This window comes from Mesobacillus selenatarsenatis SF-1 (assembly GCF_000813125.1).
GTDB lineage: Bacteria > Bacillota > Bacilli > Bacillales > Cytobacillaceae > Mesobacillus > Mesobacillus selenatarsenatis.
Genome location: NZ_BASE01000031.1, coordinates 57,810 through 84,777, shown reverse-complemented (window position 1 = coordinate 84,777; position 26,968 = coordinate 57,810). Strand labels below are relative to the sequence as shown.

The window sequence follows — 26,968 nt, the reverse complement described above, 5'->3', positions numbered from 1 at the left end:
CATTCCTTCCATTTCAGTGTTTTAGAGCAAAAATCTTAGTTGCTGCCCTAAAACCACTGAAATTTTTTTTGAAAAGAACGTGCCTACATAGATTAAACTTGAAGAGAATATACCTACATACATAATTTTTGAAGAGAAATTACCTACATTAGTCTTTTATTGTTCTTTAGGCATATTAAGTTTATTGATTGCATTCTTTAAATCCTCATTCTTCAGATGTGTATATATCATTGTAGTTTCAATTGATGAATGACCTAACTGTCTTCTTAACTTGGGTACATCGTTTATTTCAGAATGGTACCGCGTTGCGAATGAATGTCTTAATTTGTGTACTGATAAGGATGGTTTCCCGAAAGCAATTGCGTATTTTTCAATTAATTTCTCGATAGCTCTTCCTGATAGTCTTCTGGTGGTTCCTTTAGGACCCATAGGAGCTGCAACAAATACAGCTTTATTTTCTCTCGGAATATTGTATTTATTACCCCTAACACTTAAATATGCTTTTAAATCAGCCATTGCTTGCTCACTAAAATATACGTATTGTTCTTTGTTTCCTTTTCTTATTACTCTGACACAGTTTTTATTAAAATCGATATCCTCTATATTTAACCATACTAATTCAGATAACCTTAAACCTGACCCTAGAAATAAAGATACAATAGCTGTATCACGTTCCTTATTCAGATTATAAAATGTAGTAATCCTTTTATTTGATTTATTTATTTCACCGTAACCCTTAGCAACAAATAGTCTAAAGTCTGCATATTCGTCACCAATTAAAATCTTACCTTCCATTCGGTTTGCAATTGTTTCAGGATCCTCAGACACATCATTAAATTCAATTTTAGCCATTACATTACGGGTTAAATATGGTTCGAGTTTTTCGGTTTCAGCCACATTTTGCAAATAATTGAACAGTGATTTCAAAGAAGATAACTTTCGATTTATGGTTATTTCTCTGTTGTCTAACTGGAACTTTAAGAAGCTGAGAAAGTCCTCGATTTGTTGAGTAGTAAGTGTCTCAAATAATGACAGCGGAATTTCATTTATTTCTCCATCATAAAAACCTTCAGACACCAACCAATTGAAAAAGATCTTAAAATCATGACAGTAATTAAGCAAAGTGCCTGGTGATAGTTTTCTTTTTTTCTTATCAATATATTCTTCTACAAACCATGGGAGTTCATTAAGTAAAGAATCAAGTTTTTTATAATTTTGGGACTGAGAGTTATTTTTCATCAAATTACTCCTTAGGAAATTAATGTTCATTATAATATTACATCAAATTCATATTTTACGTAATAATGTTTTCGAACCTCTTTTCTTGGAGAAACTGTTCAAGAAAAAATTTGTAGGTCCCTATTCCATGTTTTGTTCGAACCGGGGCACACGAAAACAATTCGTATTTTATAAATACCTTTGTCCTTAGGTATAGCTTCAAACCTATACCTCCCCTCTGCCTTCCAATTTAAAAAGGTGTTAGAACACCAAGAATTAATTTAATATATTTAAAAAAGATTAATACCTTTTAAAAAAGCCCTTCTCCTATGAAAAGAGCTAATCCACTGACGACCTAACCTTCAATTTATGATTATCCTTTTAACAGTTTTTGTTGCTCTTCTATAAACACGCCTTGAATTGCATTAATGTCCCAATTAAACTTTTCAAACAAATTATTTAATAGCTCAATTGCGATCGTATTACCATTAGATAGTAATTCCTCAACCGCAACGTTTATTTCTAAGTGTGCTTCGTTCTCTATAGTTGAAATATAGTCACGGAAAAGCGTTCTTGTTGCCTCATAGAAGAAAAGTTGTCTTCCTTTAATACCATAGCACTCTATTCTTATTGTAATTTCATCTCCTAGTATTTTTCTTTGTGCTAACCTTGTTGCAAATTCAAATATCTCTGTGAATAAATAGAGCGAACTAATAATCTCTAATCCCTTCCCATTTACTCTTTTTTGATACATATCCTCCATATACTCTTCGTACATAGACTTATAGTAAATGAATTGTCCACTCTTATAAAATCTTAATAGCTCTTTGAATTGACCGAAATTTTCTTTAGATTGTACATAATTATTTCCATTCGAAAAACCGTTCAAGTGTGGGAAATCCCATCCTCTCAAACTCAACTTGTTGTCTTGTAATATATTTCTACAATTTTCCAATGTTTGAATTCTATCTTCTTCATAAAAAGTAGGTCTTATTGTAATTTTCCAATAGCCTCTTTTCATAATGAGATTGACAACTTCATCATCTTCAATACCAACTAACTCTTTAGCATAGCTCTCCTGGGACGTATCGTCGTCAGCTAGATGTAATCCAGAATCTCTGACCCTCATATAGAATTGTCTTATTCCCTTGTTTATTGCAAGATCCATTAATTCTCTCATTTCTGATTGAGACCTAATAAGAGCAGATTCTGGCTTTGTTTTTGATCTTGAAAAAACTGCTCCTTCTTTTAGTCCTTGTTCACCACTCCTTTTACAAATAATGGGCAATTCATCAAACTCAGGAATCCTCATTAAAATAAAGTACTTTTTATCATTCTCAATTGGATACATATGGAATGCTACAGGAGGATCTGCGAATTTATTAACCTCAACTACAATATGATCATAGTTTAATTTTACGTAATGCTCCTCTTCCATACCTGTTAATTTCTCTAAGCCTTGTTTTTCATCATCAATGCCAATGATAAGGTTCCCACCATCTTTGGTATTACTCATAGCTAAAATACATTTTACGATCTTTGCTTTATGCTGTGGATTTCCCCAATCGTAGGTTTTCTTAAATTCTATATTCCTCGTTTCTCCACCAGCCTCTAACAATTCTAATATTTTTTCAAACATTAAATCAGCTCCTGATAAATTTCTTTAACACTAGCAATATTTTACCATTTATTGGATAGGAATCACTAGGAAATATATCATTTTATAGAATATAGTAGAAGTGTAGGTTGTTCGTTATTCTATTCATGTTCATTTAAGTGTATAATTATTTTGAAAAATATGGAATTATTTAAGGAGCTTCAAAAACTAATCACCGAAATAAGGAGATTTTATGAAATTACTAAAAATAATATACTCTGAAGCAGATTTAGTGACTCAAACTATCTTAGAAAATCACTTTGACATGAATAATTCAGAAAGAGAATTTGATGTTCATGATGCAGCTATAGTGGGGCTATTTGAGGATATGGTAGGGAAAACTAATTCCCTTCTTGTATTATTAAATAATCAAAGTTTTAATGGGGCAGATTCATTAACTAGAATGATTATGGAGAATTTCATCTTTTTAAAACTCATTTTTCAAAGAGATTCAAATAATCGTGCTAGGTCATACTTTTATTCTTTAAAACTTAGACAGATTAAGTTTTTTAATACAATGATTGAACAATCATTAGTAGGTAGTGAAATTAGGAAGTACCTTTCACTTAGCATTGATAACCTATATAAAAAATTCCCTAAGTTTGCTGATAATGCTTATTTAGAGGATATTGAAACAGGTTTTATAGACAGTCTAAATCACAAAGATAAAAATCAGAAGTGGTACAATGTTACTGGGAAGATTAATAATTTTCGTGCTTTATGTAAGTACCTTGGTTACGAAAAAGAATATATACTTTTATATCAAACTTTTTCTAGTGAAGTTCATGCATTAGAGGCAACTAATTACTTTAAATTTGATCATGGAATTGTTGAGGTATATAGAAAAGGGGGTGAAATTAATACACATGTGATGGTTATTTCGAATTTCCTAATTGAAATTATAAGAGAAATGTATTCCTATTATGAACTTAAGAATGAGGTAAGTAAGTTTAATAATAAAATTGCGATTAACTATAAATTAATTAGAGGTACATAAATATAATTGTATATCCGAATGCAGTAATCTATTTAACATTGCGTCACTATGTACCGAATTCCTGGCCCTATAATAGAGCTTTTTCAGATAGTATATTAAACTGGCCTTTTCCCATTCTCTCTTCAACTAAACTCCTATCTATAGTTCAAGAAGAATACGTTTCTTTTAAGTAAGTTGAGATGACTTGTCTAAACAACGACTTTTCTTCAAGGAAAGGGTGATGATTGCTTTCATTAAAAACAATTATTTGTGATTTTGGTATTTGCCTTACTTCAATTTCCATCTTCTTTAAATTTACAAGATAAACAGTATTATTTTCTGTAAAAGAATCGGCGAATTAATCGCCTGTATGATTAAACTCTGAATAATGGTGAGTGACGCAAGTTGGATTGCCCTCTCCTTAACAAAAACCTCAAATTTTCCGCGTGCGGTATCAATTATTTTTGCTTCCCAGTAGGACATTGCTAAATCTCCTTACCCTCTTAGTTATCTTTACACTAAGTCTTGGATCCGCTTCTTCCATTACCTATTAAGTAGTGAAATGAAAATAGAATTTACTATCCCTGAAAATGCATTAGAAGTTCCATGACATATCCAACTTGCTAAAAATCCGTACTTTAAATATACAAAGCTAAACAGTATCCCCGGTATGAAATAGAGCGGAAATGAATAAATGTCAGGCCCATGAACCAAAGCAAAGAAAAATGAAACCAGAATAACCCAACTACTAATGATTTTTTTATCATTCATTTCAAACACTCGGTAATATATTTTATTTGCTACACTTTCTATGAATATAAAAGGTTTAAAAACTTTTTTATTCACATGTTTCTTAGTTACGTGCGACTTTTTTATGAACGTATGATATAGCGCAAGATACGGCAAATATACAATTAGAAAGAAGCGGAATAGAAATTCTTCGCTAAAAGGTCCTATGATTCCTATTAATAAAATCTCGCCAGCGGTAGTAAGTTCCTGATGCCCCATATATTGAGCACTACCAATGGAAAATGGCTCTTTATCAAATAATGTAGGAAAGTAGAAATAGGAATATACGAAAAAAAGCTCCATTAATGCTAATAGTACGGGCAACATAATCACTCGATCAAAAGCTTTGACTCTAATAAACTGTGCGTAAAACTGCTTTCTTAGATCCGGTGAAGCAATCCAGAAATAAATTAACATAATAGAAGGCCCAAGAAAAATGTCTATATCGTTATCAGAAATACCTAAATGAAACATATCGTTCAAAAACATAATTGTTAGCATTAATAATAAAGATGCCAAAAAAAATAAAAATACATTCTTTAAAAATCTCATGATATTTTCACACCCAATGTCCTTTTATACATAGGTATGAAGACAAGCTGTTGTATATAACATTTAATTTCACTAAATAAATCTTATCTAGCTGAATTATTAGTAACAGCAACACGGTGCTAAGTCTATAAATAACTAACATTGAGTCATCATTGGAGAAACCAAAATAGCTGTCGAAGCAGCTAAAGATGTTCATCAACCGCATCCGATTAGGAGTAGAATGTCTCATAATAAATTCAAAAGAACTCTGCCTTTTGTTCTGCCTCCTTTATTTGCTATAATAAATGCAAAGGAGAGGTTTGTATGATAGAAATTCTTTTTGACCATTCTTATGAAGATGATTACTATTATCTCTCCACAATCACTGTCAATATTAAAGATCCTATAGAAAAAGAACGAATTGAACGATTATTAAAGGAATGTAACCTAGAGGGCATGATTGAATATCCGGATAGTTTATTACGTAAAAGAATCGCAAAATTTCTTAAAGTAGATGAAAATCTGATTGATTTTGATACAAATGAAATCGACACATAGTTAGAAATTTTTCCCAAAGCTCTTGAATAAGGAAGCTTTTATAGTTATGACGCATCCTCTATTTCTTCTTCGATAATACTGTTTAGCACAATAGCAGTTGCTATCGACAACTCTTTCTTCAATATTCGCACCCTATAGTTTAAGTGTAATGGCTCACATATCTGATTTTTTGGTAACATGAATAGTTCTCAGGTAAGTATAACTGCAATAGTATGCGTCTCCATCTCCAGCAACCCATCTCATTGTTGGATAATTACCTTTAAACCGGAAAACAAAACAAAAGGAGCAGAAACCTCCAAGAGTTCACTGCTCCTTTCCAATCAACTATTTATCGTTTCCTTTAGCCTCACTCTTGAAAGAACACCCGCTAGGAATGGTAGTAATGCAACTAACCCAATTGCCCAATTGACACCTAAAATATCTGCAATGATACCTGCCATTAATGCACCGAATGCATAACCGCTATCACGCCAGAAGCGATAGACTCCCATTGAGGAAGCCCTCCACTCCGGTCCAGCCACGTCGCTTATCGCAGCCTGCAGTGTTGGATAAACCATTGCAGTTCCAAGTCCCAGTAGTATTGCCCCTGCAATCCACAACCAATATTGGTCAGCAGCGAGAATGAACCATAATGCAGCAGCTTGTGTCCACATGCCATAAGTAATCAGAACTTTTCTGCCAATCTTATCACTTAATGTACCAGTGAATAACTGAAAAATGCCCCAGGCTGCCGGATATACCGCTACAATTGTACCGATTTGCCCGACAGTTAATCCAGCAGCTGTGAAGTAGATTGGAAACAGACCCCAGGCCATTCCATCCTTCAAATTCGTGGATAAACCCGCAAAGCTGATGCTTGATAGACTTTTATCCCTCCAAGTTGTCAGAGCAAATACTTCCTTTGCCGATCGGGTCGGTTCAGAAGTTCCTGCTCCACTATTCTTGATTTGAAGCTTTAAATGCTCTCCCGTATCCTTAACAATTAATGATAGCAGAATCCCGACCACTACAATGCCGATTCCAATATAGAATGGCTCTGGTCTTAATGAATAGGATGAGGCAATATAACCCGAAACGGCAGCCATGATCGCTACACCTGAATAGCCAGCAAACTCATTCAAACCTACTGCGGTACCGCGCTGGTTTGCCTTTGATATATCGATTTTCATATTCACCGTCATTGACCATGCCAGTCCCTGGTTAATCCCGAGCAGGATATTCGCTACAATAATGACCCACCATGCATGTGCAAATATAATTAGGATTGGCACGAAAAGACCTACAGACCAACCGAGTAATAAAACTTTCTTACGTCCAAGCCGGTCCGCAATTTGTCCTGCGAAATAGTTTACAATTGCTTTAGAAAATCCAAAACTGATTATGAAGGATAATGCAGCACTGGCAGATGCCAGACCGAACTGTTCCTCCCCCAGCAAGGGAAGAACAGTGCGCTCAATCCCGACCATCGAACCAACAAATAGGTTCGTCACAACCAGCAGGACGAATTGAATGATGTTTTCCTTAATTCCGATTTTAGGTTGCATCAATTTAACCTCCATGAAGAAAGCCTGAAAAAATTCAGGCTTTTAATTATTACTTTCCTTGATTCTCTTTTCTCATTTCCTTAAAATTCTCCGGCTGTGGTGGAACATTTTCCGTCATGAACCGGACAAATTCATTTTTGTCGCCTTTTTGCAGGGCAAGATTGAAGCGCTTTTCAAAACCGATAGTAGAGGATGGCTTACCGCTCAGACCTCTGCCGCAAACCGAACCAGAAAATGCACCTGGGTATACTTCAATATGTTCATCCAGTTCCATCAATTTCTGAAGGCTGTTATATAGGTCATCTGCACCTTCTTCAAGAGAAGAAGCCAATTCCGTACGGCCAGCATCGCCGACCATTAAAGTATGACCTGTCAGGACAAACCATGGTTCCTCCCCTCTTCGTGTATCCGTCACTACAATTGAAATATGTTCCGGAGTATGGCCAGGAGTATGCAAGAAAGTCAGCTTTGTATTTCCTGCCATTAGTACGTCTCCGTCTTCTACTGCTGTAAATTCATACGTTGTATCAGCAGAGCTGTGAAGGACATATTGAGCTCCTGTTTTTTCTGCCAGCTCTCGAGCCCCGGATACATGGTCTGCATGTAAGTGTGTATCAATCACATATACAATATTTAATCCTAGTGTTTCTGCTTCTTTAACATAGAGATCGACCTCTTCTTTTAGCGGGTCGACAACCACTCCCTGGGAAAGACTTCCGCAGCCAAACAAATATGATGCTGATACGGGATTCAAGTGTAAATATTGACGAAATAACATTTTTTCTCCTCCTAATATTTAATGTTGGATTTGTTTCCACTCATTTATTCCTGCCTCAAGTAATGTGGCACGAAAACCCTTTGACTTTAAAAGCTCTACCGCTTCAGTCGCATAAACACAATATGGTCCGCGGCAATATGCCACAATTTCTTTATCCTTTGGCAATGAGTCTAGGCGGTCTTCAAGTTCCGAAATCGGAACTGATAAGGCATGAGGCAAATGATCATGCTTATATTCTTCAATTGGCCTTACATCCAATAAGGTGATAGCATTTCTTTTCAATTTTTCACCTAATTCCTCAAACGAGATAGGACTTAGTGAGTTTTCTCTTAGAATGTGACCCTCCCTTACTATATTTACATCTGATATGCGGTCCTCCGCCGTCCCTCTTAAAGCCAATACAAATATTAACACCTGTTCACTTGCCAATCGATAGATTACATAGTTTTTATCCTTTGAGTATGTGACAAGCTTCGCATCAAGCAAGGTTTGTAAATGTTTGGATGTATTAGCTATGCTCATTTGAGTGTCCGCAGCTAAAGCTTCCACTGTTTTTGGCCCTTGAGTTAGCAGGTCCAGCAGTTCAATTCTCTTTGGGCTGGAGATCGCTTTTCCAATCCGGGCGAACTCTCCGTATACGAAATCCTTAAATTCCCGAGCTTGTATATAGATCACCTCCACATCAAAAATTCAACTATTCAACTTATTAGTTGAATAATAACACATCAAATTATTATTGTAAATACCTTTGATTTAAACATGAATAAAACCATGCCATAGTTTTACCTTTTGGCATGGTTTTATGTTTTTTAAAGTTCGAAGTTACTCATTATTAACTCTACATTTACGTTTTAACGTATTCCATGTAGCTTTAGATTCAATAATATAGCATGGCCAGTTGTGATATCGTCTTATTACTTTTGCGCTGGAGTCCGGTTGAAAAATCGAAGATCTTTTTACAAGGAATCTCATCGTTCAAGGAAAACATGATCCGTCAGCATTTCGAGCACCATGCATGACTTTAGGCCTGTCTTAAATTCTTGTATTCTTATATGAATCTAAAAACCCCTTCATACCAATTATTGTCTACTGACTGTGAACATTATTGGAACAACTAATAGTTCCTCCCAGAAATCTATTGTCACATTCATTCATAATAACGTATTCTAGACTTCCATCCTTGAAAAAGACATTACTTTCTTTATCGCTACAGAAATAGGAGATGGTTTTCGTTTTTCTAATACTTTTCCTTCGAAAAAAATATTTACATATCTTTTTTCTCAAGCTGTTTTTGTGAGGATAAAGGATCCAACTCAACCTCTAATTCCTCTTCTATTAACCCCTTTGTGGATCTCTTGAATTCCCTTAATGTTTGGCCAACTGCACGACCCAATTCTGGAAGTTTTTTTGGACCAAAAACAATAAGTGCAAGGACTAGAATTAATATTAATCCAGGTATTCCAATATTTGATATCATGATAACCCACTCCAATTCTTAAAAGGCTCTAATTGTAAACCTTGGGGTCTACATAGTCATAGAGAAAAATGATAGTTGTTAATCAACAGAACGTATTTATTAAAGAGTATGAATATCCGCATTCAATACATTCATCTATTTTAATAACTGGGTGGTTCTTATTAGTTGTTATAGCTTCATTGTTCCATACCAAGACATTTTCGACAATTGGAACGGGGCCTTTTAAACGACTACAAGTTTGGAAAATTTCAAACTGATAGTATAGACTCTCATTCCATCTGTCCAACAACCCCCTAGAATTTCACCCATTTTACCTTTTCTTTAAAATTACGAAAAGAAAGCTTCAATCCGTTCAGGAAGGCAGCTTCCCTTTCGCACAAAGTTACTAACAAAGAAACCAGACACTTTCCACCTAGACGAAGATGTGCTGTAAATCACAATTCCTGTTCCAGTTGCTGTTAAATAGATCTTTTAAAGATTAAACTCTTTGAATATTTACTCTAGTGTCATAATAAGATGCACTTCCGCCAATTGGATCACTAAGGGTTGTTCCTCTCAAATTGTCATCTAGCCTAAACAGTGGATTAGGATGTATTCCTAAACCTCTTACTTCCTCACCTTTTACAACTTCTCCATCGATTTGAATATCTCTTGCACCATAACCCCAATGACCATAATGCGTTGAAATTGCAACAACACCAGGGCGAATACCTTCAACGATTTTTACCTTACCAATGGTTGGTCTACTTTCATCCGCTGCAATTAAGTGTTCCCCTTTTGGATTGCTCGTTGATGTTACTAAGACCTTATCGCCATTATCTACCTTTAATTTCTTTGCATCCACACTATTTAATACGACAAAGTTTTCTGGTTGTAACGCTAGTTGTGCCCAATAGTTAGTTATAGTTCTTGACTGAGTACCAAAGACCTCTTTGTTAGTAATTAAGTGGAATTCTCCTTCATCATTTATCAAGTTTTCTGCCATGTCCATAATTGGAAGGTACTTTGGATAACCTGTAAAGTAATTACCTGAAATGGAATTACGAGAATCAGCAATCTCTTCCAAATATAATCTTGCAAGACCAGGGATTTTCTTTTTAATAAACGAGCCTTCATAAGCGTCATCACTTGATGCAAAACGGCCACCACGGTTTAATACATAAACTACTCTTTTCCACTCATCAGAAGTGAGAGTTTGTTGCCATTTTTCAATATCATAAACTGTCTTTGGGAGATGTCTATGTGAAGACTTAAATAATTCCATTTCTTCTGAATCTGCAGCTTTAACTAATTCACCTTGCTTATTCCCAGATGCAATATTAGCAACTAGTTTTAGATAGAAATCTTCCATTCTATTTAGATCTTTACCTGGCCCGAATGCGTCTTTACCAAATCCAGATAAGCCGACTTTCTCAGATATGGACATCATTAAAGCTTCTAAAGATATTGGAACTTCCTCTCCAAATACTGTTGCGTTCTCAGTTAATGGGGCAATTACTGGCTGTCTAACTTGATTCACTTTAACCCGGATATGGTGAGATTGTCCTGGCGTTGCCCATCTTTCTAAATAAGTTAAATCTGGGAAAATATAATCAACATATTGACTTGAATCACCAATTACAATATCACTAGCAATTAATAATGGTACTTTTTCAGTATCTAATAGTGTCTTTAGCTGTACATGACCACCAGGAAGTGAATACATTGGTGAATGGGATGAAATTAGGGCAGCTTTAATTTTATATGGATATCCGTCTGAAATGGACGGCCAAGTCTCCTGAGCCACGTTACCACTAAACGGATACCAAGGACGCTTAGCTGGATATCCTTCAAACAAAGTTGATTCTTCGTATTTCCAACCTTCTTTTGTTATTGGTACTCCAAATTTAGATAATTTATTTGGGTGTAGGTTTGCCATTGGATATGGTTGCCCCTCTTTATCTCCAATATAAGACCAACCACCGCCAGTATTAGAAATTCCACCTTGCCAATTCATATTACCAATTAGATGATTTAGCACTATTAACGCCTGACCATTATACCAACCATTAGTATGTTTGATAGCCCCTCGATAAAATTCTACTGCTGCCTTTTTTCCATGAGATGTAAACTCTTTAGAAATATCCTCAATATCTTTTTGTTTTGCTCCAGATAATTCTGCCCATTCAGCCAATTCCTTTGAGTATGCTTCTTCCTTTATTAGTTGTAGAGGAGACTTCACCTTAATTCCTTCTAAGTTGGTATCAACAAATAGCTCACCTTGTATTGCTAGATTGCTGTTTTCTGGATCAACCGCAGCTGGTTTACCATTACTTATTACGACAAATTCTTTTTCTGTGCCTATGCCAATTTCATTAGCTCTTAAATGCTTTGCAGCTCTACCGTCCTTTTCGACTTTTACTAAATAGGTCGCATTACTGTAAGATGGTTCATCAGAGTTTGTCGCTGCCAGTCTAGTTGCATTTTGTAGAAACTTTGTATCATATCTTTCATTCTCAATAATCCATCGAATCATACCAAGAGCAAAAGCTGCATCATTCCCAGGCTTTATCGGTACCCATTTCCAAGCCTTTGAAGCGACTTTAGTCAATCGTGGATCTACTACTGCAATCTTTAACCTTCCACTTTCCAACCCTTCAGTGATTGGTTCAGTTTCCTGTACTGGCCCGTAGTTTGCTTCAAATACAATTGATCCAAAAACCAATAAAAATTCAGTGTTTCTATGATCAGGTCGCGGAGATTTAATTCCTCCCGTCCACTTTCCTTCAAGATACTCTCTTGTTGAATGTACCCAAGCTTTATTACTAGTCTGACCACACAATGTCGTCTTTTCAATCCAGTTTACGCTACCAAATGAGTCATTTACGAACCTTTTTGTAAATTCTATTCGCCCATTATGGATACGACCGACCTGGAATAAAAATTGATTATTTTTTGGTCCAAGATCTGGATGGTTCGGGTCTATTAACACATCTAAATTATCTTTATGCTTTGCTTTAAATTCATCAACAGTCATTTCTTTTTTTCTAATTTTTGTAACGTCGTCAGCCATTGCTTTTGCAACCTTTGGATCTTTTAGAACAAAAATATCCTTTAAACCTTCAACATTTTGATTTTCACCGATATCTTTAAATATGTTCCCACCATTGACAATTTCATCTATTGCTTGGTCATAAGGAATGGTTTTCCACTTTCCAGAACCTCTAGGACCATCTCTTTTTATTACTTTTCTAAGTCTGTAGGGATCATATGCATGTTGTATTCCCGCTTGACCTTTTGGACAAAGCTTACCATCAATGCTTACTGCTTCTTTTGGTGATAAATCATAAGGTAAATTTTCCCCTAAGTTCATTGCACTGTATGGATTGCCATCTATTTTCATACAAACACCATTATTGATTTTGACCTTTATACTGCAGGCAACTGTACATTGTAAACATGCTGAGTAAAGTATGTTTTCTGGCTTTGCAAGTGGATATTCAAAATTCCCAACATAATCCAATTCTTTTGAATAGGTCTTTTTTATATTGGGCAGTCCCGTTCCCAAGAATGCTGTTCCACCCAACAAAGCACTTGTTTTAATAAAATTACGCCTTGATATGAATTTCTGGTGTTGGTTTTCCATGAGTTTGATGTACCTCCTTTTGCTTATTGAACACTGGTACTAATTGGACAGTTATACTAAACAATAAAATCACAATACCGATTAATCCTACGCTTGAAGACCACTCAAGCAAATTGGGAGAATATTCGTAAAGTAAACGGGATGAATTATAGGCGCTATCTAAACCATCAAAATGCGGCGCTACATATGCCGGGATTACGAGAATCCATCTAACACATACAATACCTAAAACCACAGAAAGTCCAGCTAAGCCCATCAATAGCCTCTTCCCTTTACTTATGGTAATAAGGAGAATTGGCAATATAATTACCATTCCGATTTGTCCAATCCAAAATATAAACCACCTATCCCCAAAGAGGATTTCATTAAATGTCATTCTTTCATGGTGTATAGGATTATATAGGCCAATTAGAAATTCTGCGATCATTAACAAGAGATCGATACCAATAAATAATGTTAGTAGGGTTCCTAATTCCTTTAAGAGAGAATCCCCGTTCTTTTTTGCACCACCAAAAAACGAGTACAAGAACAACATTAATGCCGCACCAGAGACTAAAGCGGAAACTAAGAAAATGATAGGAGTAAGTCCTGAGAACCAATATTCTTTTGCCATTACTACACCAAATAATGAGCCAGTTCCTCCGTGGACCCCAACTGCCGTTGGAATTCCAGCAATCCCCAAGATTTTCATCCATTTATGACTTTGTTCTCTATGAAACTCAAGCTTTTGTTGACTGTTAGGAACCTTATATCCTAGTGTTAAGGTTCTGTTAAACAGTTTGGTTAATCCTTTTGTAGACTGGGCCCTTTGTGCGAATTCTTCTCTCATTAAAAACCAAATTTCTGCCACAATTAGTAGCATATAAATTAAGTAAAATTGGATTTCCCAAGATAGAATTGAATTCGGTTGCCTATAAACTAAAGTGTGCCAAAATCTTTCAGGGTGGCCTAAATCAATTAGTACGAAGAGCAATCCGGCCATTAAGGAAAAAAATGCAGTAAATAGCGCAAGCTTTCCAATTCGCTCAAATTGTTTCATATTAAAGACATAGACCATTGTGGATAGAAGAAATGATCCTGCCGATAGACCTATAAAGTATATATAGAATACAATCCATAAGCCCCAGCTGGAATAACTAGTAAGTGCAGACATTTTCATACCTTCACTTAATCTTATATAAAGGCTTATTACACCAACAATTGCAATAAATGATAACACTGTAAAATATAATTTTTTTAACATTATTCAGCACCTCCTCTTTATGTTAAGTAATATACATTTGGTTCAGTACCTAATTCTTCTTTCAATCTCATAACTCGAGGTGAAGCTATTAATTCTGCTACCAAGCTCTCAGGATCATTCTTATCACCAATATATGTTGCTCTACCAATGCAGGTTGTTACACACATAGACAGCATTCCTTTATGAAGTCGGTGTTTACAGAAATGACACTTTCTTGCATTTCCAATTGGTGAATTTTTCTTTTCTCTTACTCGCTCTACTCCATACTCATAGTTTGGCTCTTTTTCATATTGCATGATTTCAGGTGTATTCTCAGTATGATACTCACCCCAGTCGAATGTTCTCGCACCATACGGGCAAGCAGTAATGCAATAGCGACAACCGATACACTTATCATAATCAATTGCCACAATTCCATCTTCACTTTTATAAGTTGCACCAATCGGGCAAACCTTTGTACATGGTGGATGTTCACATTGCATACATGGTCTTGGGGTAAACTTCTTTGTCACATTAGGAAATGTCCCAATCTCTTCCTCGATAACCGGACGGTAAACAACACCGGGAGGCAATACATTCTCTGAAACGCATGCCACAGTACAGGAAGAACAACCCACACATTTCTTTAAGTCAATCACCATGATCCATTGGATTTCATTTAATGGTTTTTTTAGCGCCCTCCTAACATCGTTTTGCATTCTAATAATAATTTCATCTGATTCAATTAATTCAGGAAAAGGGAGCAGGTCTTTGACTGTATCCTCATTTGCTGAAGCCAATTTTTCTAATAAAGGGACTTGACTAATAGCAAATGCTCCGGCACCTAAGGCTGCTGCACCTGCCCCCTTTATAAGAAAGTCTCTTCTTGATGTGTTTTTTGTCTCTTTTGAACCCATTTATTTCACCTCCATAAGAATTAAACGAAAAATATCTTCAATATCTATTTTAAAGCCCTTTATAAATCTACATAATTGGGGGAAACATTCATTTTCCATGGTCTGAAAATAGAAAAAAACCCTGATAAAAAATCAGGGTTTTCCCTTATACCTTTCAATCATAATTTCTCGATATTAACACAGATTTCCTTGTGTAACGCTTGACCAGTTATTTCATCTGATAACAAACCATTTAAATGGTTAACCGAGAAACCTTTGTCTTTTGCATATTTGCCAAATCCTTTATGTCCAAAACCCCACTCTGTGCCTAAAACCTTTGGATGTATTCCTGGGGTAATACGAAGTGTTGCTGTTACTCTACCGTAGGGTGAATTTACCCTGATACGGTCTCCATCATTAAACGACAAGGACTTTGCTGTTTCTGGATTTATATAAAGGAAATTTTGGTTCTTTAACTCTGATAGGTATGGATTATTTTGTGTACGGGAATGGGTGTGAGAGATATGTTTCCATGATATTAAATAAAATGGATAATTGGAATCAGGCATCCATTTTCTCTGACGAAATACTGGAAACTTATCTACATTACCTAAATCCAAAGTAGAAATTGAAAAATGAAATTTATTGTTTCTTAATTTGTATTTTTCAAATTGGGTTTCTTCATTAGACCGCCATACAGCACCAGAAAAAGATTTCAATTCAGCTAAAGTTATTCCAGCATCACTTTTTTGGAGTCGATAGTCCATATAATCCTCATATGAAATATCTTTAAATGCCACTTTCCCTTGGATATCCTTTAACTCTAGTCTATTGGCAAGTTCAATAAAGATATCAACTTCAGGAAGTTGACCAAATAGTGGCTCAACAACCGGTTGCCTTAAAGCTACATATTTCCAGTTTGTTCCCCTAGTTACCAGTCCTGAACGCTCCATATATATTGTCCCAGGTAAAACTAGGTCAGCTAAAAGCGCAGTCTCTGAAATATAATTATCAATGACAACTATAAAGTTTAATTTTTTTAATGCATCAACTACTATATTTGAATTAGGTAAGGATAGAACAGGATTACTCATTGTAAAAAATGCTACCTCTAATGGATAAGGTCCTGATTGATGGTATAGATGCCGAATTGCTTCGACATAAACACCCGACCGATGTCCAAAGGGGAAGTTTTCCAGTCCATCAAATCTTTTAGTTTTTGATTGGCTAGTTTGAATTGGAGAATTACCCAATTTAAACTCTTCAGTAAGCATCATACCACCAGGCTGGTCTACATTACCAACTAACACATTTAATAAAAAAATTGCTCTTGACGCATTAAACCCATTCGATTGTTGGCCAGGACCCACCCAAACATCTGCTATCGCTGGCTGATTGCTAGCAAACTCCCTTGCGAGAATTTGAATTTCATCAGACGGAATTCCACAGATTTTTTCAGCCCATTCTGGAGTCTTATCGGTTAAAAATTCTTTATACTCCTTAAAACCTTCAGTCCAATCATTTATAAATCTTTCGTTGTGTAAATTTTCTTTCACAATGACATGTGCTAATGCTAGTGCTAAAGCACCATCTGTCCCTGGGAGAATAGGCAACCATTTGTCTGCTTTTGCAGCAGTTTCACTAAACCTTGGATCAATAACAACTAATTTACTACCATTCTGCTTCCCGTTTAGGATTATTTGAGGTAGATGTGCCCACTTAACAGCAGATAATGGATTCCATCCAAATAACAGCATGAATTTGCAGTGCTGGTAATCGCCCAAGGGTTCTTCTACCCCTAGCACCGATTTTGCAGCTGATTTTCGAGTAACGCTACATATATTGGTATGAAAACTGACATTTGGTGTCCCAAATAAATGGCAGAAATCTCGTTGGACATCGGTAAACAATGAATTTTCAGAAAAAGTGATTAAAGCTTCTGGGCGATTTTCATCTAACAATTTTTTAAGTTTATCCTGAATAATCTCCAATGCTTCTTCCCAACTTATTTCCTGCCATTCTGGATCAATGGAGATACCTTTTTTAGGATTGGTGCGCAACATAGGTTTTTTTATTCGGTCTGGATCATATAGAGACATAATTGCTGAAAGCCCTCTAGGACACATTGCAGCTCCATACTTACTATTCTCATAGTATCCGGTGGAGGTGTTACAAACACCAATTGGGTTATCAACATTAGGCTCTAGCTTTGACACAACTCCATCTCTGACAGTCGCAATAACACCAGTTCCCCCACCACACATATGACAACAGGTTGGAATTGTTACTTCTTCCCCTACCCGCAAACTATCTGCTTTAGGCTTTAGGGAGTCTCCCAACAATAAAGAAGTTCCTAAGGCAGCGGTCCCAACCAGAAACTCTCTTCTATTGCAATCGAACCATTTAAATGTTTTGTTCAATGTCATCACCTTTTATCTTTCTCCTAAAAAGAGCATCCCGAACATTAGGTATCCGATTAATTCCGAAAATATATATGATAGTTCCGGATATGATTATAAAGTAACTATAGATCCACTCCATAATACTAGGAGTATATTTAAAAGATTCATTTGACCGATACATATTCTCTGCTAATCCATCAATTAGGGGTACACTTAAAGTAGGTGCAATAAAGTTCATCCTTATGAACCATATACCAATTAAACATGTGATTGAACTTAGCCATAGGTATAAGAATTTCTGGTCAGAATAAAAATATATACAAAATAATAATACAGTTAATATAACACCGATTCCAATCTGGCCAATCCAAAAAGATTTTGAATAATCACCCAAAAATATTAAATTTATGAATGCAACCCTGTCATTAATGTCCGAATAATAATTTATAAAGAGTTGTAAAAGAACAAGAAAATTATCAAAGATTAAAAGTATAAAAAAGATTCTACTCAAGTTTCTGAGAGATCCAATTGAATACTTTAATTTTTTGAAAAAGCCAATAAAAAAGATTATTGCAGATATCCCAGATAAAGTGGCAGAGGTTAGGAATATTACTGGAAAAATAGCTGAATTCCAGAATGCCCTCGCCTTAACAACAGCAAACAATGCCCCTGTCCCACCATGAACTGCTATTGCAAGTGGAATACCAAAATAAGTTATATATTTAATAATACTCTTTCTGTTTTTGCATAACCATTTTATCCTTTTTGGCTCATTCGTTGGTTTCCAAGAAGAAGGAAGATTATCCATAAATAATAGAACAGCAATCACAAAAAAATATAAAACATATAAATGAAGTTCCCATGATAATACAGACGTTACGTTTCGATTGATAAAGACCGTCCAAAATCTACCTAAATGTCCAATGTCAATTAATATAAAAAACAATCCAACCAAAAGTGACACCATCGAAGAATAAAGCGCAACTCTACCTAAATCCCTATATTTTTCCAGATTAAATATCTCAATTAACCCATAGGATAAAAACAGCCCCACACTTATCCCCAAAAAATAAACATAAAAAGTAACCCATAGCCCCCATCCCACCAGGTTGTTTAAGTTTGTAAATGAGAGCCCTTGATTAATTCTTATATACATAAGTAAAAATGCAATTAAAACCAAAATAGAAAAGACTAACCACCATATACTATTTGATTTACGCATCGCTTTCCTCTTTCCTCTTTCCATTCTCCTATATACATAGTTCTTGGTTTTGTTCCTAAATTATCCTTTAATGACCAACTCTTACTTGCCAATTTGCTCACTTCACTTTCAGGGTCATTCAAATTCCCAAAGGTTCTTGCTTTTCCTAAACATGCGGTCACACATGCTGGTAGCTTCCCTTCTGCAAGTCTATGCGAACAATAATGGCACTTCCTTACTCCATTTAATGCGGGCATTGTTTTATCTCGTTTGTAGAATTGGTCGTATTCTGCATATGTTGTGCTTTCAAAAGAGTTGGGCGGAGTATTATAGTTTTCTCCAAAATCAAAACTTCTTGCACCATATGGACAAGCAGTCATACAGTACCTGCAACCGATACACTTTTCATAATCAATAGTTACTATCCCATTATTTAGCTTTTTAGTAGCTCCGACAGGGCAAACTTTCACACAGGGAGGCTTATCACATTGCATACAAATTCTAGGTAAAAACTTCTTTTTGGGATGAGGAAACTCTCCTTCCTCTCTTTCAATGACCACATTATAGTTCATATCTGGAGGTGTGTTGTTTTCTTGCTTACATGCGATAGTACACGCATTACAACCAATGCACCGGTCTAAATCTATTACCATGCCATATTTAACACTTGAATCATCATCTTTATCTGATTCTTCCTCTATATTATTACTACTTCTAATTAGTTCACCTGCAACTAACCCTAAAGTACCTAATAGCGATGTAATCAATAATTTTTTTCTAGTAAGCTTTTTATCTTCCATATTATCACCACTCTTCATCATCAAGGTTATGATCAATACTGTAACGTATTAAATCAGCAAGGCGCTTTACTTGTAGCTTTTCTTTTATATTGTGTTTATGAGTTTCAACAGTTTTTATGCTAATTACCAAATCCTCGGATATTTCCTTGTCCGTTAGACCTCTTGAAACAAGCCTTAGCACTTCTTTTTCACGTTTTGTCAATTCTTTTTTTCTTGGATAGGCCGTCTTCCAGACGAACTTTTCTTATTTATCAATGAGTTTATATACGATTGAGCAAGGCTTGTATCAACATATGACCCATCTTCCATTACGTTTTTTATCCCAGAAATTAGCTCTTCCTCTGGTGCTTTTTTTAATATATAGCCGTTAGCTCCTAACTCCATTGCGCGAACTAAAGAATCTTGGTCGCTATACATAGTGAGCATTACTATTTTAATAGTAGACTTGATTGCTTTTATTGCAGGAATCGTTTCAAATCCATCCATATATGGCATATTTATATCTAAAAGAATGATGTCAGGATTAGTCTTTTTTACTAATTCCAATAATTCTTTTCCATTCTCTGCTTCACCAACAATTTTGAAATTTTCCACTTGGCTGAGTAAAATTTTTAATCCAGACCGCACCAGATTATGGTCATCTGCTAGTAAAATTCTAATCATCACTTTTAACCTCCTTCAGCGGTATACGCACAAAAACTGTGGTACCTAAGCCCTTTTCTGATTCAATTAGCAATGTTCCTTCTACTAGGGACGCTCTTTCTTTCATGCTAAAGAGACCCATATTCTTGTTAGAACTCATATTTTCAAATTCACGATTAACATCAAAACCAATTCCATTATCCTCAATAATTAATATTAAGTGTGTCTTTGAGTTTTCTATCGTTATTACTACCTCTGTCGCATTTGCGTATTTAGCAATATTTGTTAAGGCTTCCTGCATGATTCTGAAAATTGTCGTTTTGGTTTGTTTTGATAAATCTAATTTGGTTCGATTATCTATCTCAAGGGAAATATTTATATTTGACCTTTGTTGATAATCTTTTGCATAACGTTCTAGTATATCTACAATACTTCTGCCTTCTAAAAAACGTGGACCAATTTCAACAATTAAATCATGAATATTTTTTAGAGAAAGAGATACTTGGCTGTGTAAATCAATGATTTGTTCCTTTAGTCTCTCATCATTCATTTCTTGTTCAAGCGATTTGAGGTTAAGCTTAACACCTGTTAACGATTGGCCAATTTCATCATGTAGTTCCATAGCTATAAATTTTCTTTCTTCTTCCTGAATATCTATAATTTTTTCTAAAAGGATCTGTCTCTTTTTATCTAATTCATCGGTTTTTACTCTATAATTCTCCAAGTCATCAACCATTTGATTAAATGAACGAATAAGTGTCCCCATTTCGTCATTCCTATCTTTAGTTGGAACTCTATAGTTAAAATTCCCCTTTGATAAAAATTGTGTCCCTTTAACTAAATCATTAATTGGCTTAGTAATGATTCTGTGAAGTGAGGCCACAATTATAGCAGACGTTAAGAAAAAAATAACAAGGCTAAAAAGAATATTTGATAAAATTGTTTTGATAATGGACAATTGTTTATCCTCTGAAATTCCAACCCTTATTAAACCAACATCATACTCAGTTACAGGTGCAGGAAAATCCCAAATATACCCCTTATCTGTTTTTACAACTCTAAAATTTTCATCATCTCCAGCATTCAGTAGTTCTTTTGTTGGCTCACCTGAAAATGTATGGGCAAACAACCTAGAGTTCCAATCAAACACCAAAATATATTCAATATTTTCATTTGCTTTTTTATGTTCTTTTAATATATTGTTAACTCCGTTTACATTTTCAGTTAATAGATATTCTGCAACAGAATCACCAATTGTTTTAGACTGGTTCTTCCCTTGAACTTCGAATTGTTGTTGTAAATGTGCTCTAAGCAATGATTCAGTGAAGCTTCCTATCCATAGAAAAAGTATAAGTGCTAAGATTAAATAAATTCCAAATAATTTGCTGCTCAAGTTTAATGATTCATGTAAGAATTTTCTTACCTTCGCCAATCTTTCTTTTTCCATCCTACTTCAACCTATCATTATTTATTTCATCGAATGAAGATACCTGTATAGTTTCCGCTATAACTTCTTGCTTTTTATCTACCGGAAAATTTCTAAAATAATCATAGATTTTTTCTTTTATATCAATATTTAAATTATTACTAATCAGAATGACTGGCTGCGGACCGGACTCGAATTCTCTAACTACTTGTAGATTCCCCAGTAGTGGAGCAACTCTTTTGTTATTAAAATTATTTATTATGGAGAGATTTAATGAATCAATACTTATACCTTTAACAATGTTTGATTGAAGTGCAGAAATGGACTCGTCTACATAAAATGAATAATAATAATTTCCAAAAAAGGTTTCCTTACTCTCACCAATAGCCTCTAAATATTCCTCTATTCCTTGGCTGTTGACAGAACTAGGTTCAGTAAATCCAAATACTTGATTACTTAAATTAGATATTTCTTGAATACTATCATCCTTAACAACAATCAAAGACCTGGGAGGAGTTAGGAAAGAAGGGGAGAAAACAATTGAATACTCTTTCATATTGTTTTGAAAGCTATATTGATCTAGATAAAGATATGCCACATCAATTTGGCCATCTTCTAACAACATATTGAATTCTGAATAACTTTTTTTTAAATGAAGGTGTGTGAGTAAGGAAGTTTTTTCAGTTATGTCATTAGCCATCTTATTAAAAAGCACAAAATTCATAAGAGGTGACAGTTCATTATAGACACCAAATTGTATATCTGAATTAATATTCTGTTTTTCACTTTCTTTGGGGAAATGTTCTATTTTAATCTCTGGTTCTTTGTATGTATTCATACTAATTAACACAGCGGAACCAATTAGAAGGGGGACTGACAAAACTTTTATGAAGCTTTTCGATGTTAACATAGGATTATCCCTTCATTTCTTAAAAATGATTTTGGACTAACTTTACAAAGCTACTTTCTTAACATAAGTAAAGTTTTCATAATCTAATAAAGCAAAACTCTTGATTTTATCATACCCCCCTTAATTGCACCTCACAATACATGCATAAAAATGTTCAAATAAATGTGACAAAATTATCACTTTATCTCTATTACTGATATAAAAAAACCTTGATCATCATACATGTATCCAAGGTTTTCTTGTATTTTTTAAATAAGGACTGCTAAAGATGATATTTATCGATTATTCACCCCAAGTAAAAAAGTCCTTATTTATTCATCTAATAAAACTACATTTCTGAATCGATATTAAAAAACTCTAGCACCCAATGAATAAAATGAAATGATATAGATTAATTTTTTTGAAATCCTTTGCTTTAAAATAATACAACCATGCCAGATAATAATTTTTTGGCATGGTTGTATTATTTAAATTTTCAATTTTAACCTATTCAGTACTTGTTCGATTTCTTCTTTGGTTGTATATCTCCCAAGGCTGAATCTGATTGCGCCCATCCCTATATGCTCAGGTATTCCCATCTCTTTCAGTACAGGAGATAATTCTATTCTTCCTGAGTGGCAGGCTGAACCTGTAGATGCCGCCATTTCAGGAATAGAATTTAATATATCTTGACCTACTTTATTGATAAAACTCACATTCAGGGTATTCGGCAATCGGCTTTTTGCATGACCATTCAAAACAATTCCGTCACCGAAAGTGCTTTTTAATTGTTTCCAAAAGTAGTTAGTCAGTTCTTGAATGGAATCGTCGTATACATGCTCTAAGGCCAACTCACACGCCTTTCCCAAGCCCACTGAAAGCAGTGTATTCTCTGTTCCAGCCCGTAAGCCGAATTCATGTCCTGCGCCATGGATAAGCGGCTCTATATCTGTTCCTTCCCGTATGTAAAGAGCGCCTATACCTTTTGGCGCATAAAGTTTGTGACCGGCAATTGTCAGCAGATCAACATTTAGATCATTCACATCGATTGGTACCTTTCCCACAGATTGGGAAGCGTCTGTATGAAAAGCAATTCCGTATCGTTTCGCTAGTCGTCCAATTTGATCTATTGGCTGAAGGGTACCGGTTTCATTATTGGAATGCATGATCGTAATCAGTATAGTATCTTCCCTAATAGATTTTTCAATCTCTTTAGGAGAAACCATACCATAACGGTCAACATCCACCATTGTGACCCGTGCACCCAAATGTTCCAAAAACTTTAAAGGCTGTTGTATCGCAGGGTGCTCGACTTTTGATGTGATGATATGGGTACCTCTATCTTTATTTTTAAAGAAATACCCTTTTAAAGCAAGGTTATTTGCCTCGCTTCCTCCGCTTGTAAATATAATTTCTTCAGGTGAGCTTGTTAACAGGTTAGCCACTTGTTTCCGTGCTAGAGTCAGCTTTTCCTTTACCGGACTGCCTGCCCAATGAACTGCTGAAGGGTTGCCATAGAAATCGGTTAACAACGGCTTCATTTCATTTACAACTTCCGGATCGATTGGAGTACTTGCATTATAATCCAGATAAATCTTATTCATGATTTCATCCCCCCTTCGGCTTTACCCAGCGGACCGCAAAGTAGCCTGCTTCTTTTTCAGATCCACCTATTCTTTTCTCAGTTTCCAATGCATTTGCCTGTTCTGTATTTAAAAAGTCCGCTTCCGTCATAAAGAGCTCCAATTGAACCTTATCAGGTTCCACTGAATACAACTTCTTTACATCGCCGGGAGAAAAGAAAGTAGCATTGGCAAAGACACTTTCCGTCTTTTCTTCCCCTTGCATGCGATATTTCTCACCCCAGGAACTTTCCTTCCCAATAAAGCCGCATACAAATCTTCCTCCCTTTTTAAGCACTCTGATTGCTTCATTTACGACAGCTTCAGGGTCCTTTACAAATTCAAGCACGATATTGGCAACGATTAAATCAAATGTTTCTTCATCAAAAGGAAGTTTTTGTATATCGGATTGAACATAATCGATATTCAAAGAAGAAGCAATTGTTTTTTCTTTTGCAATCTCAAGCATGTTACTTGAAATATCCACACCTGTAACATTCAACCCCATTCTCGCCAGCCAAATGGTGTAAATACCAGTGCCGCACCCCAGGTCTAGTGCTTTCCCACCTTTTCTCGGCAGTGATAACTGGAAGATAATATTCTTCTCCAATTTGTCGACATATGATCCAATTTCTGTCGTACACCACGAATCATATGTTGCAGCAGAACGATCAAAAAGTGCCATTAGCATTGTTCCTCACTAACTTTAAATTTTACTAAATTATAACAAAAGTTCAGCAGCAAACATCCTTCATTCAAAAAAAACCTCCTTATTCGCGGAGGGAAATTAGTTTTAATAGGTTATGATTTTATCTGCCCAGATGGACCATTCTGCAAGCTCATCCATCGTACTTTTATGCGAGCTTTCATGCAATTCTTCCTCAGACATGCCGCGAGCATCCATACAACTGCCGCAAACAGCAACGTCGATTCCTTTACGCTTAGCGACAGTGAGCATTTTTTCCAAACTGTAATATCCATTGGGTGTTTTTTGATTCTTTTTGGCACAGGAAGCTGCGTCAGCAATCAAGAATAACCTTACTTCCGTGTTCTCTTTTCCAGCGATTGCGTTTGCCTGCCTTAATGCATTGTAGGCGCGCTCTGTTCCATATGGCGGATCATTTACGATGAATAAGAATTTCATTTTTATTCCCCCTCTTCTTTTAAGTTTTAATAATAATCAGCCTGTTACATTCTGATTGGTGATAACAGGAATGATTTCAGCTTTGTTCGCTTTATGGAATTTTACAAAGATGATGATATATAGGATTGCAGCGAATACTGTGCTGATATAATTAACTATTGAAAGAAAGTTTCCAGGGAAGTAAATCCCCTGCACATAAACCCCCAAAACTTGGGAGCCAACAAACGCTCAAACCATCCCCCATTGTGTCGGAGCAAACTGACTCTTAAAAAACTCTCTTCTCAGATAGTCAAAGAGCAGGTAAACGGTGAAGATTCCCCAACCAATGGTGATGACGTATGAAGCAGTAATAAGGAAAAAAGAAATTACACTGGCATCAAAGATAAAGATATTTTGAAAATGACCCATGATCCGGTAAAAACTTAACCCTAGCAAACAGGTAATTGGGATGACAAGAAAGAATGCCGGGAGTATAGGTTTATCAGGCAATTGGGCATTTTTTATCTGAATGTAAATCAGGAACGATAGCTTTGCCACAAACAAGAATACTCCAAAGACCAACACGAACAATGATGTTACGGATGCGAAGGATGCAATGGAACTATTCTCTGCCATTGAGGCAATCCCCGTTCCAGCCAGGCTCACTAGGCCGAAAGCGAAAACATCCAGCAGCCAGACAAAGTTCAATTTACTGGCATCCATTGGGTTGAAAAACCAGCTTTTTGCCACTTTAAATTCCAGAAAAAATAACGAAACCCATAGAAACATATAGAATAGTAGAGAGCCCCACATGAGAGTCTGTAAAGACAAACCTGGCAGATAGAAAGCAAATGGCCCCCATACAACGTTTGCCGTCATCGATAAGGATGCGATAGGAACAAAAATTGTTATATTTGTAAGCGGGTTTTCCATAAAGGAATTGAACTGATTTTTTGTCTTCAGCCATGAAGCCATTCCCCTTAGGAATACAATAGTAAGAATTAGGTTGGCGGCAGTTGAACCAAGCATGATCAATACTAGAATCGCATTAAGAATGACCTGTAATGGACTCATTTGAGACCAAAATATGTCCGATATCTTGATAAGGCCTTCTCCATGTGGGATGGCAAATTGCAGATAATTAAACGCCATCAGGGATACGCCTCCGGCAGCCAGTGCTGCCTGGAACTTTATTGGAGCAAATTTTAATTTCATCTTCTTAAACTCCTTTAAAATGTAATAACCTTTTCTGCCCATTCCACCATTTCAATACAATCCTTCATAGTTGAGATTGGACAAACCGTCTGATTATCAAGTTTGCGGGATTGAATGCAAGTGCCACACGCCAAAATCACTCCATCATTTTCAAGAAAATGATTAAACTCTTTTGCGGTGTTGAATTTTTCATGAGTAACACTTTCACATTCAACTCCTTCTCCCATTAAAAAAATCTTTACCTCATGACCATGAAGGAGAGATGCATTTGCAAACCTAAAGGCATTCCAGCTTTTTTCCGGTTCTTTCGTCTCGATAATGATTCCAAATTTCAATGAATTTTCCTCCTTTGCTGTTCTTGATAAATGTTCTTTATA

24 protein-coding genes are annotated in these 26,968 nt (G+C 35.6%); 2 read left to right on the top strand and 22 right to left on the bottom strand.

What is annotated here, in order from left to right; genetic code table 11:
- Nucleotides 1-156 precede the first annotated feature (156 nt).
- Both xerS and TY49_RS07380 read right to left on the bottom strand, forming a co-directional pair.
- Nucleotides 157-1,239, bottom strand: a complete 1,083-nt coding sequence (gene xerS, locus TY49_RS07385; protein WP_041965261.1) for a tyrosine recombinase XerS — start codon at nt 1,237-1,239, stop codon at nt 157-159.
- 352 nt (nt 1,240-1,591) lie between these two features.
- Nucleotides 1,592-2,857, bottom strand: a complete 1,266-nt coding sequence (locus tag TY49_RS07380; protein ID WP_041965260.1) for an ATP-binding protein — start codon at nt 2,855-2,857, stop codon at nt 1,592-1,594.
- Nucleotides 2,858-3,068: 211 nt separating this feature from the next.
- Here TY49_RS07380 and TY49_RS07375 point away from each other — a divergent pair, with 211 nt between their 5' ends.
- Nucleotides 3,069-3,872: a DUF5677 domain-containing protein gene (locus TY49_RS07375; RefSeq protein WP_041965259.1), complete on the top strand. Its 804-nt coding sequence runs from the start codon at nt 3,069-3,071 to the stop codon at nt 3,870-3,872.
- Between the two features lie 522 nt (nt 3,873-4,394).
- Here TY49_RS07375 and TY49_RS07370 read toward each other — a convergent pair.
- Nucleotides 4,395-5,192, bottom strand: coding sequence for a CPBP family intramembrane glutamic endopeptidase (locus tag TY49_RS07370; RefSeq protein WP_041965258.1), 798 nt, complete (start codon nt 5,190-5,192; stop codon nt 4,395-4,397).
- Nucleotides 5,193-5,495: 303 nt separating this feature from the next.
- On the opposite strand from TY49_RS07370, the gene TY49_RS07365 reads away from it, so the two are divergent.
- Nucleotides 5,496-5,729 (top strand): hypothetical protein, encoded by a 234-nt coding sequence (locus tag TY49_RS07365; protein ID WP_041965257.1) that lies wholly within the window; start codon nt 5,496-5,498, stop codon nt 5,727-5,729.
- 320 nt (nt 5,730-6,049) lie between these two features.
- On the opposite strand, the gene TY49_RS07360 is transcribed toward TY49_RS07365, so the two are convergent.
- The 19 genes from TY49_RS07360 to TY49_RS07275 all read right to left on the bottom strand — a co-directional run bounded on the left by TY49_RS07360 (nt 6,050) and on the right by TY49_RS07275 (nt 26,926).
- Nucleotides 6,050-7,273: an MFS transporter gene (locus tag TY49_RS07360; protein WP_198135596.1), complete on the bottom strand. Its 1,224-nt coding sequence runs from the start codon at nt 7,271-7,273 to the stop codon at nt 6,050-6,052.
- A 49-nt stretch (nt 7,274-7,322) separates the two neighbouring features.
- Complete coding sequence (locus TY49_RS07355; protein WP_041965255.1) at nt 7,323-8,051, bottom strand: MBL fold metallo-hydrolase; 729 nt, start codon at nt 8,049-8,051, stop codon at nt 7,323-7,325.
- A gap of 18 nt (nt 8,052-8,069) precedes the next feature.
- On the bottom strand, nt 8,070-8,732 hold the full coding sequence (locus TY49_RS07350; RefSeq protein WP_232310406.1) for an ArsR/SmtB family transcription factor: 663 nt from the start codon (nt 8,730-8,732) through the stop codon (nt 8,070-8,072).
- A 583-nt stretch (nt 8,733-9,315) separates the two neighbouring features.
- Nucleotides 9,316-9,528 carry a twin-arginine translocase TatA/TatE family subunit gene (gene tatA / locus TY49_RS07345; RefSeq protein ID WP_041965254.1) on the bottom strand — a complete coding sequence of 71 codons (213 nt, stop codon included), beginning with the start codon at nt 9,526-9,528 and terminating at the stop codon, nt 9,316-9,318.
- Nucleotides 9,529-10,006: 478 nt separating this feature from the next.
- Complete coding sequence (gene srdA, locus TY49_RS07340; RefSeq protein ID WP_041965253.1) at nt 10,007-13,153, bottom strand: selenate reductase subunit SrdA; 3,147 nt, start codon at nt 13,151-13,153, stop codon at nt 10,007-10,009.
- Entirely contained in the window at nt 13,116-14,396 is a 1,281-nt protein-coding gene (gene srdC, locus TY49_RS07335) for a selenate reductase subunit SrdC (protein WP_052442121.1), read from the bottom strand. Before srdC ends, srdA begins: the two co-directional genes overlap by 38 nt.
- Before the next feature lie 17 nt (nt 14,397-14,413).
- Nucleotides 14,414-15,292, bottom strand: coding sequence for a selenate reductase subunit SrdB (gene srdB, locus TY49_RS07330; RefSeq protein WP_041965252.1), 879 nt, complete (start codon nt 15,290-15,292; stop codon nt 14,414-14,416).
- A gap of 158 nt (nt 15,293-15,450) precedes the next feature.
- Nucleotides 15,451-17,697 (bottom strand): molybdopterin-containing oxidoreductase family protein, encoded by a 2,247-nt coding sequence (locus tag TY49_RS07325; protein WP_041965251.1) that lies wholly within the window; start codon nt 17,695-17,697, stop codon nt 15,451-15,453.
- Nucleotides 17,675-18,895: an NrfD/PsrC family molybdoenzyme membrane anchor subunit gene (nrfD, locus tag TY49_RS07320; RefSeq protein ID WP_041965250.1), complete on the bottom strand. Its 1,221-nt coding sequence runs from the start codon at nt 18,893-18,895 to the stop codon at nt 17,675-17,677. The genes TY49_RS07325 and nrfD overlap by 23 nt, the downstream gene beginning before the upstream one ends.
- Complete coding sequence (locus TY49_RS07315; RefSeq protein ID WP_232310405.1) at nt 18,865-19,674, bottom strand: 4Fe-4S dicluster domain-containing protein; 810 nt, start codon at nt 19,672-19,674, stop codon at nt 18,865-18,867. Before TY49_RS07315 ends, nrfD begins: the two co-directional genes overlap by 31 nt.
- Nucleotides 19,675-19,678: 4 nt before the next feature.
- Nucleotides 19,679-19,876, bottom strand: coding sequence for a response regulator transcription factor (locus TY49_RS23880; RefSeq protein ID WP_052442120.1), 198 nt, complete (start codon nt 19,874-19,876; stop codon nt 19,679-19,681).
- A complete protein-coding gene (locus tag TY49_RS07310) occupies nt 19,873-20,337 on the bottom strand; it encodes a response regulator (RefSeq protein ID WP_052442119.1) in 465 nt (154 codons plus the stop codon). The genes TY49_RS23880 and TY49_RS07310 overlap by 4 nt, the downstream gene beginning before the upstream one ends.
- Entirely contained in the window at nt 20,330-21,763 is a 1,434-nt protein-coding gene (locus TY49_RS07305) for a HAMP domain-containing sensor histidine kinase (RefSeq protein WP_041965249.1), read from the bottom strand. Before TY49_RS07305 ends, TY49_RS07310 begins: the two co-directional genes overlap by 8 nt.
- 1 nt (nt 21,764) lies before the next feature.
- On the bottom strand, nt 21,765-22,652 hold the full coding sequence (locus TY49_RS07300; RefSeq protein ID WP_041965248.1) for a PhnD/SsuA/transferrin family substrate-binding protein: 888 nt from the start codon (nt 22,650-22,652) through the stop codon (nt 21,765-21,767).
- 467 nt (nt 22,653-23,119) lie between these two features.
- Nucleotides 23,120-24,235, bottom strand: coding sequence for a cysteine desulfurase family protein (locus TY49_RS07295; RefSeq protein ID WP_041965247.1), 1,116 nt, complete (start codon nt 24,233-24,235; stop codon nt 23,120-23,122).
- A 4-nt stretch (nt 24,236-24,239) separates the two neighbouring features.
- Nucleotides 24,240-24,938: a class I SAM-dependent methyltransferase gene (locus TY49_RS07290; RefSeq protein ID WP_052442118.1), complete on the bottom strand. Its 699-nt coding sequence runs from the start codon at nt 24,936-24,938 to the stop codon at nt 24,240-24,242.
- A gap of 108 nt (nt 24,939-25,046) precedes the next feature.
- Complete coding sequence (locus tag TY49_RS07285; RefSeq protein WP_041965246.1) at nt 25,047-25,397, bottom strand: DsrE/DsrF/TusD sulfur relay family protein; 351 nt, start codon at nt 25,395-25,397, stop codon at nt 25,047-25,049.
- 36 nt (nt 25,398-25,433) lie between these two features.
- A complete protein-coding gene (gene tsoY, locus TY49_RS07280) occupies nt 25,434-26,591 on the bottom strand; it encodes a selenoprotein TsoY (RefSeq protein WP_376797734.1) in 1,158 nt (385 codons plus the stop codon).
- A gap of 14 nt (nt 26,592-26,605) precedes the next feature.
- Nucleotides 26,606-26,926 (bottom strand): DsrE/DsrF/TusD sulfur relay family protein, encoded by a 321-nt coding sequence (locus TY49_RS07275; protein ID WP_041965244.1) that lies wholly within the window; start codon nt 26,924-26,926, stop codon nt 26,606-26,608.
- Nucleotides 26,927-26,968: the final 42 nt, after the last annotated feature.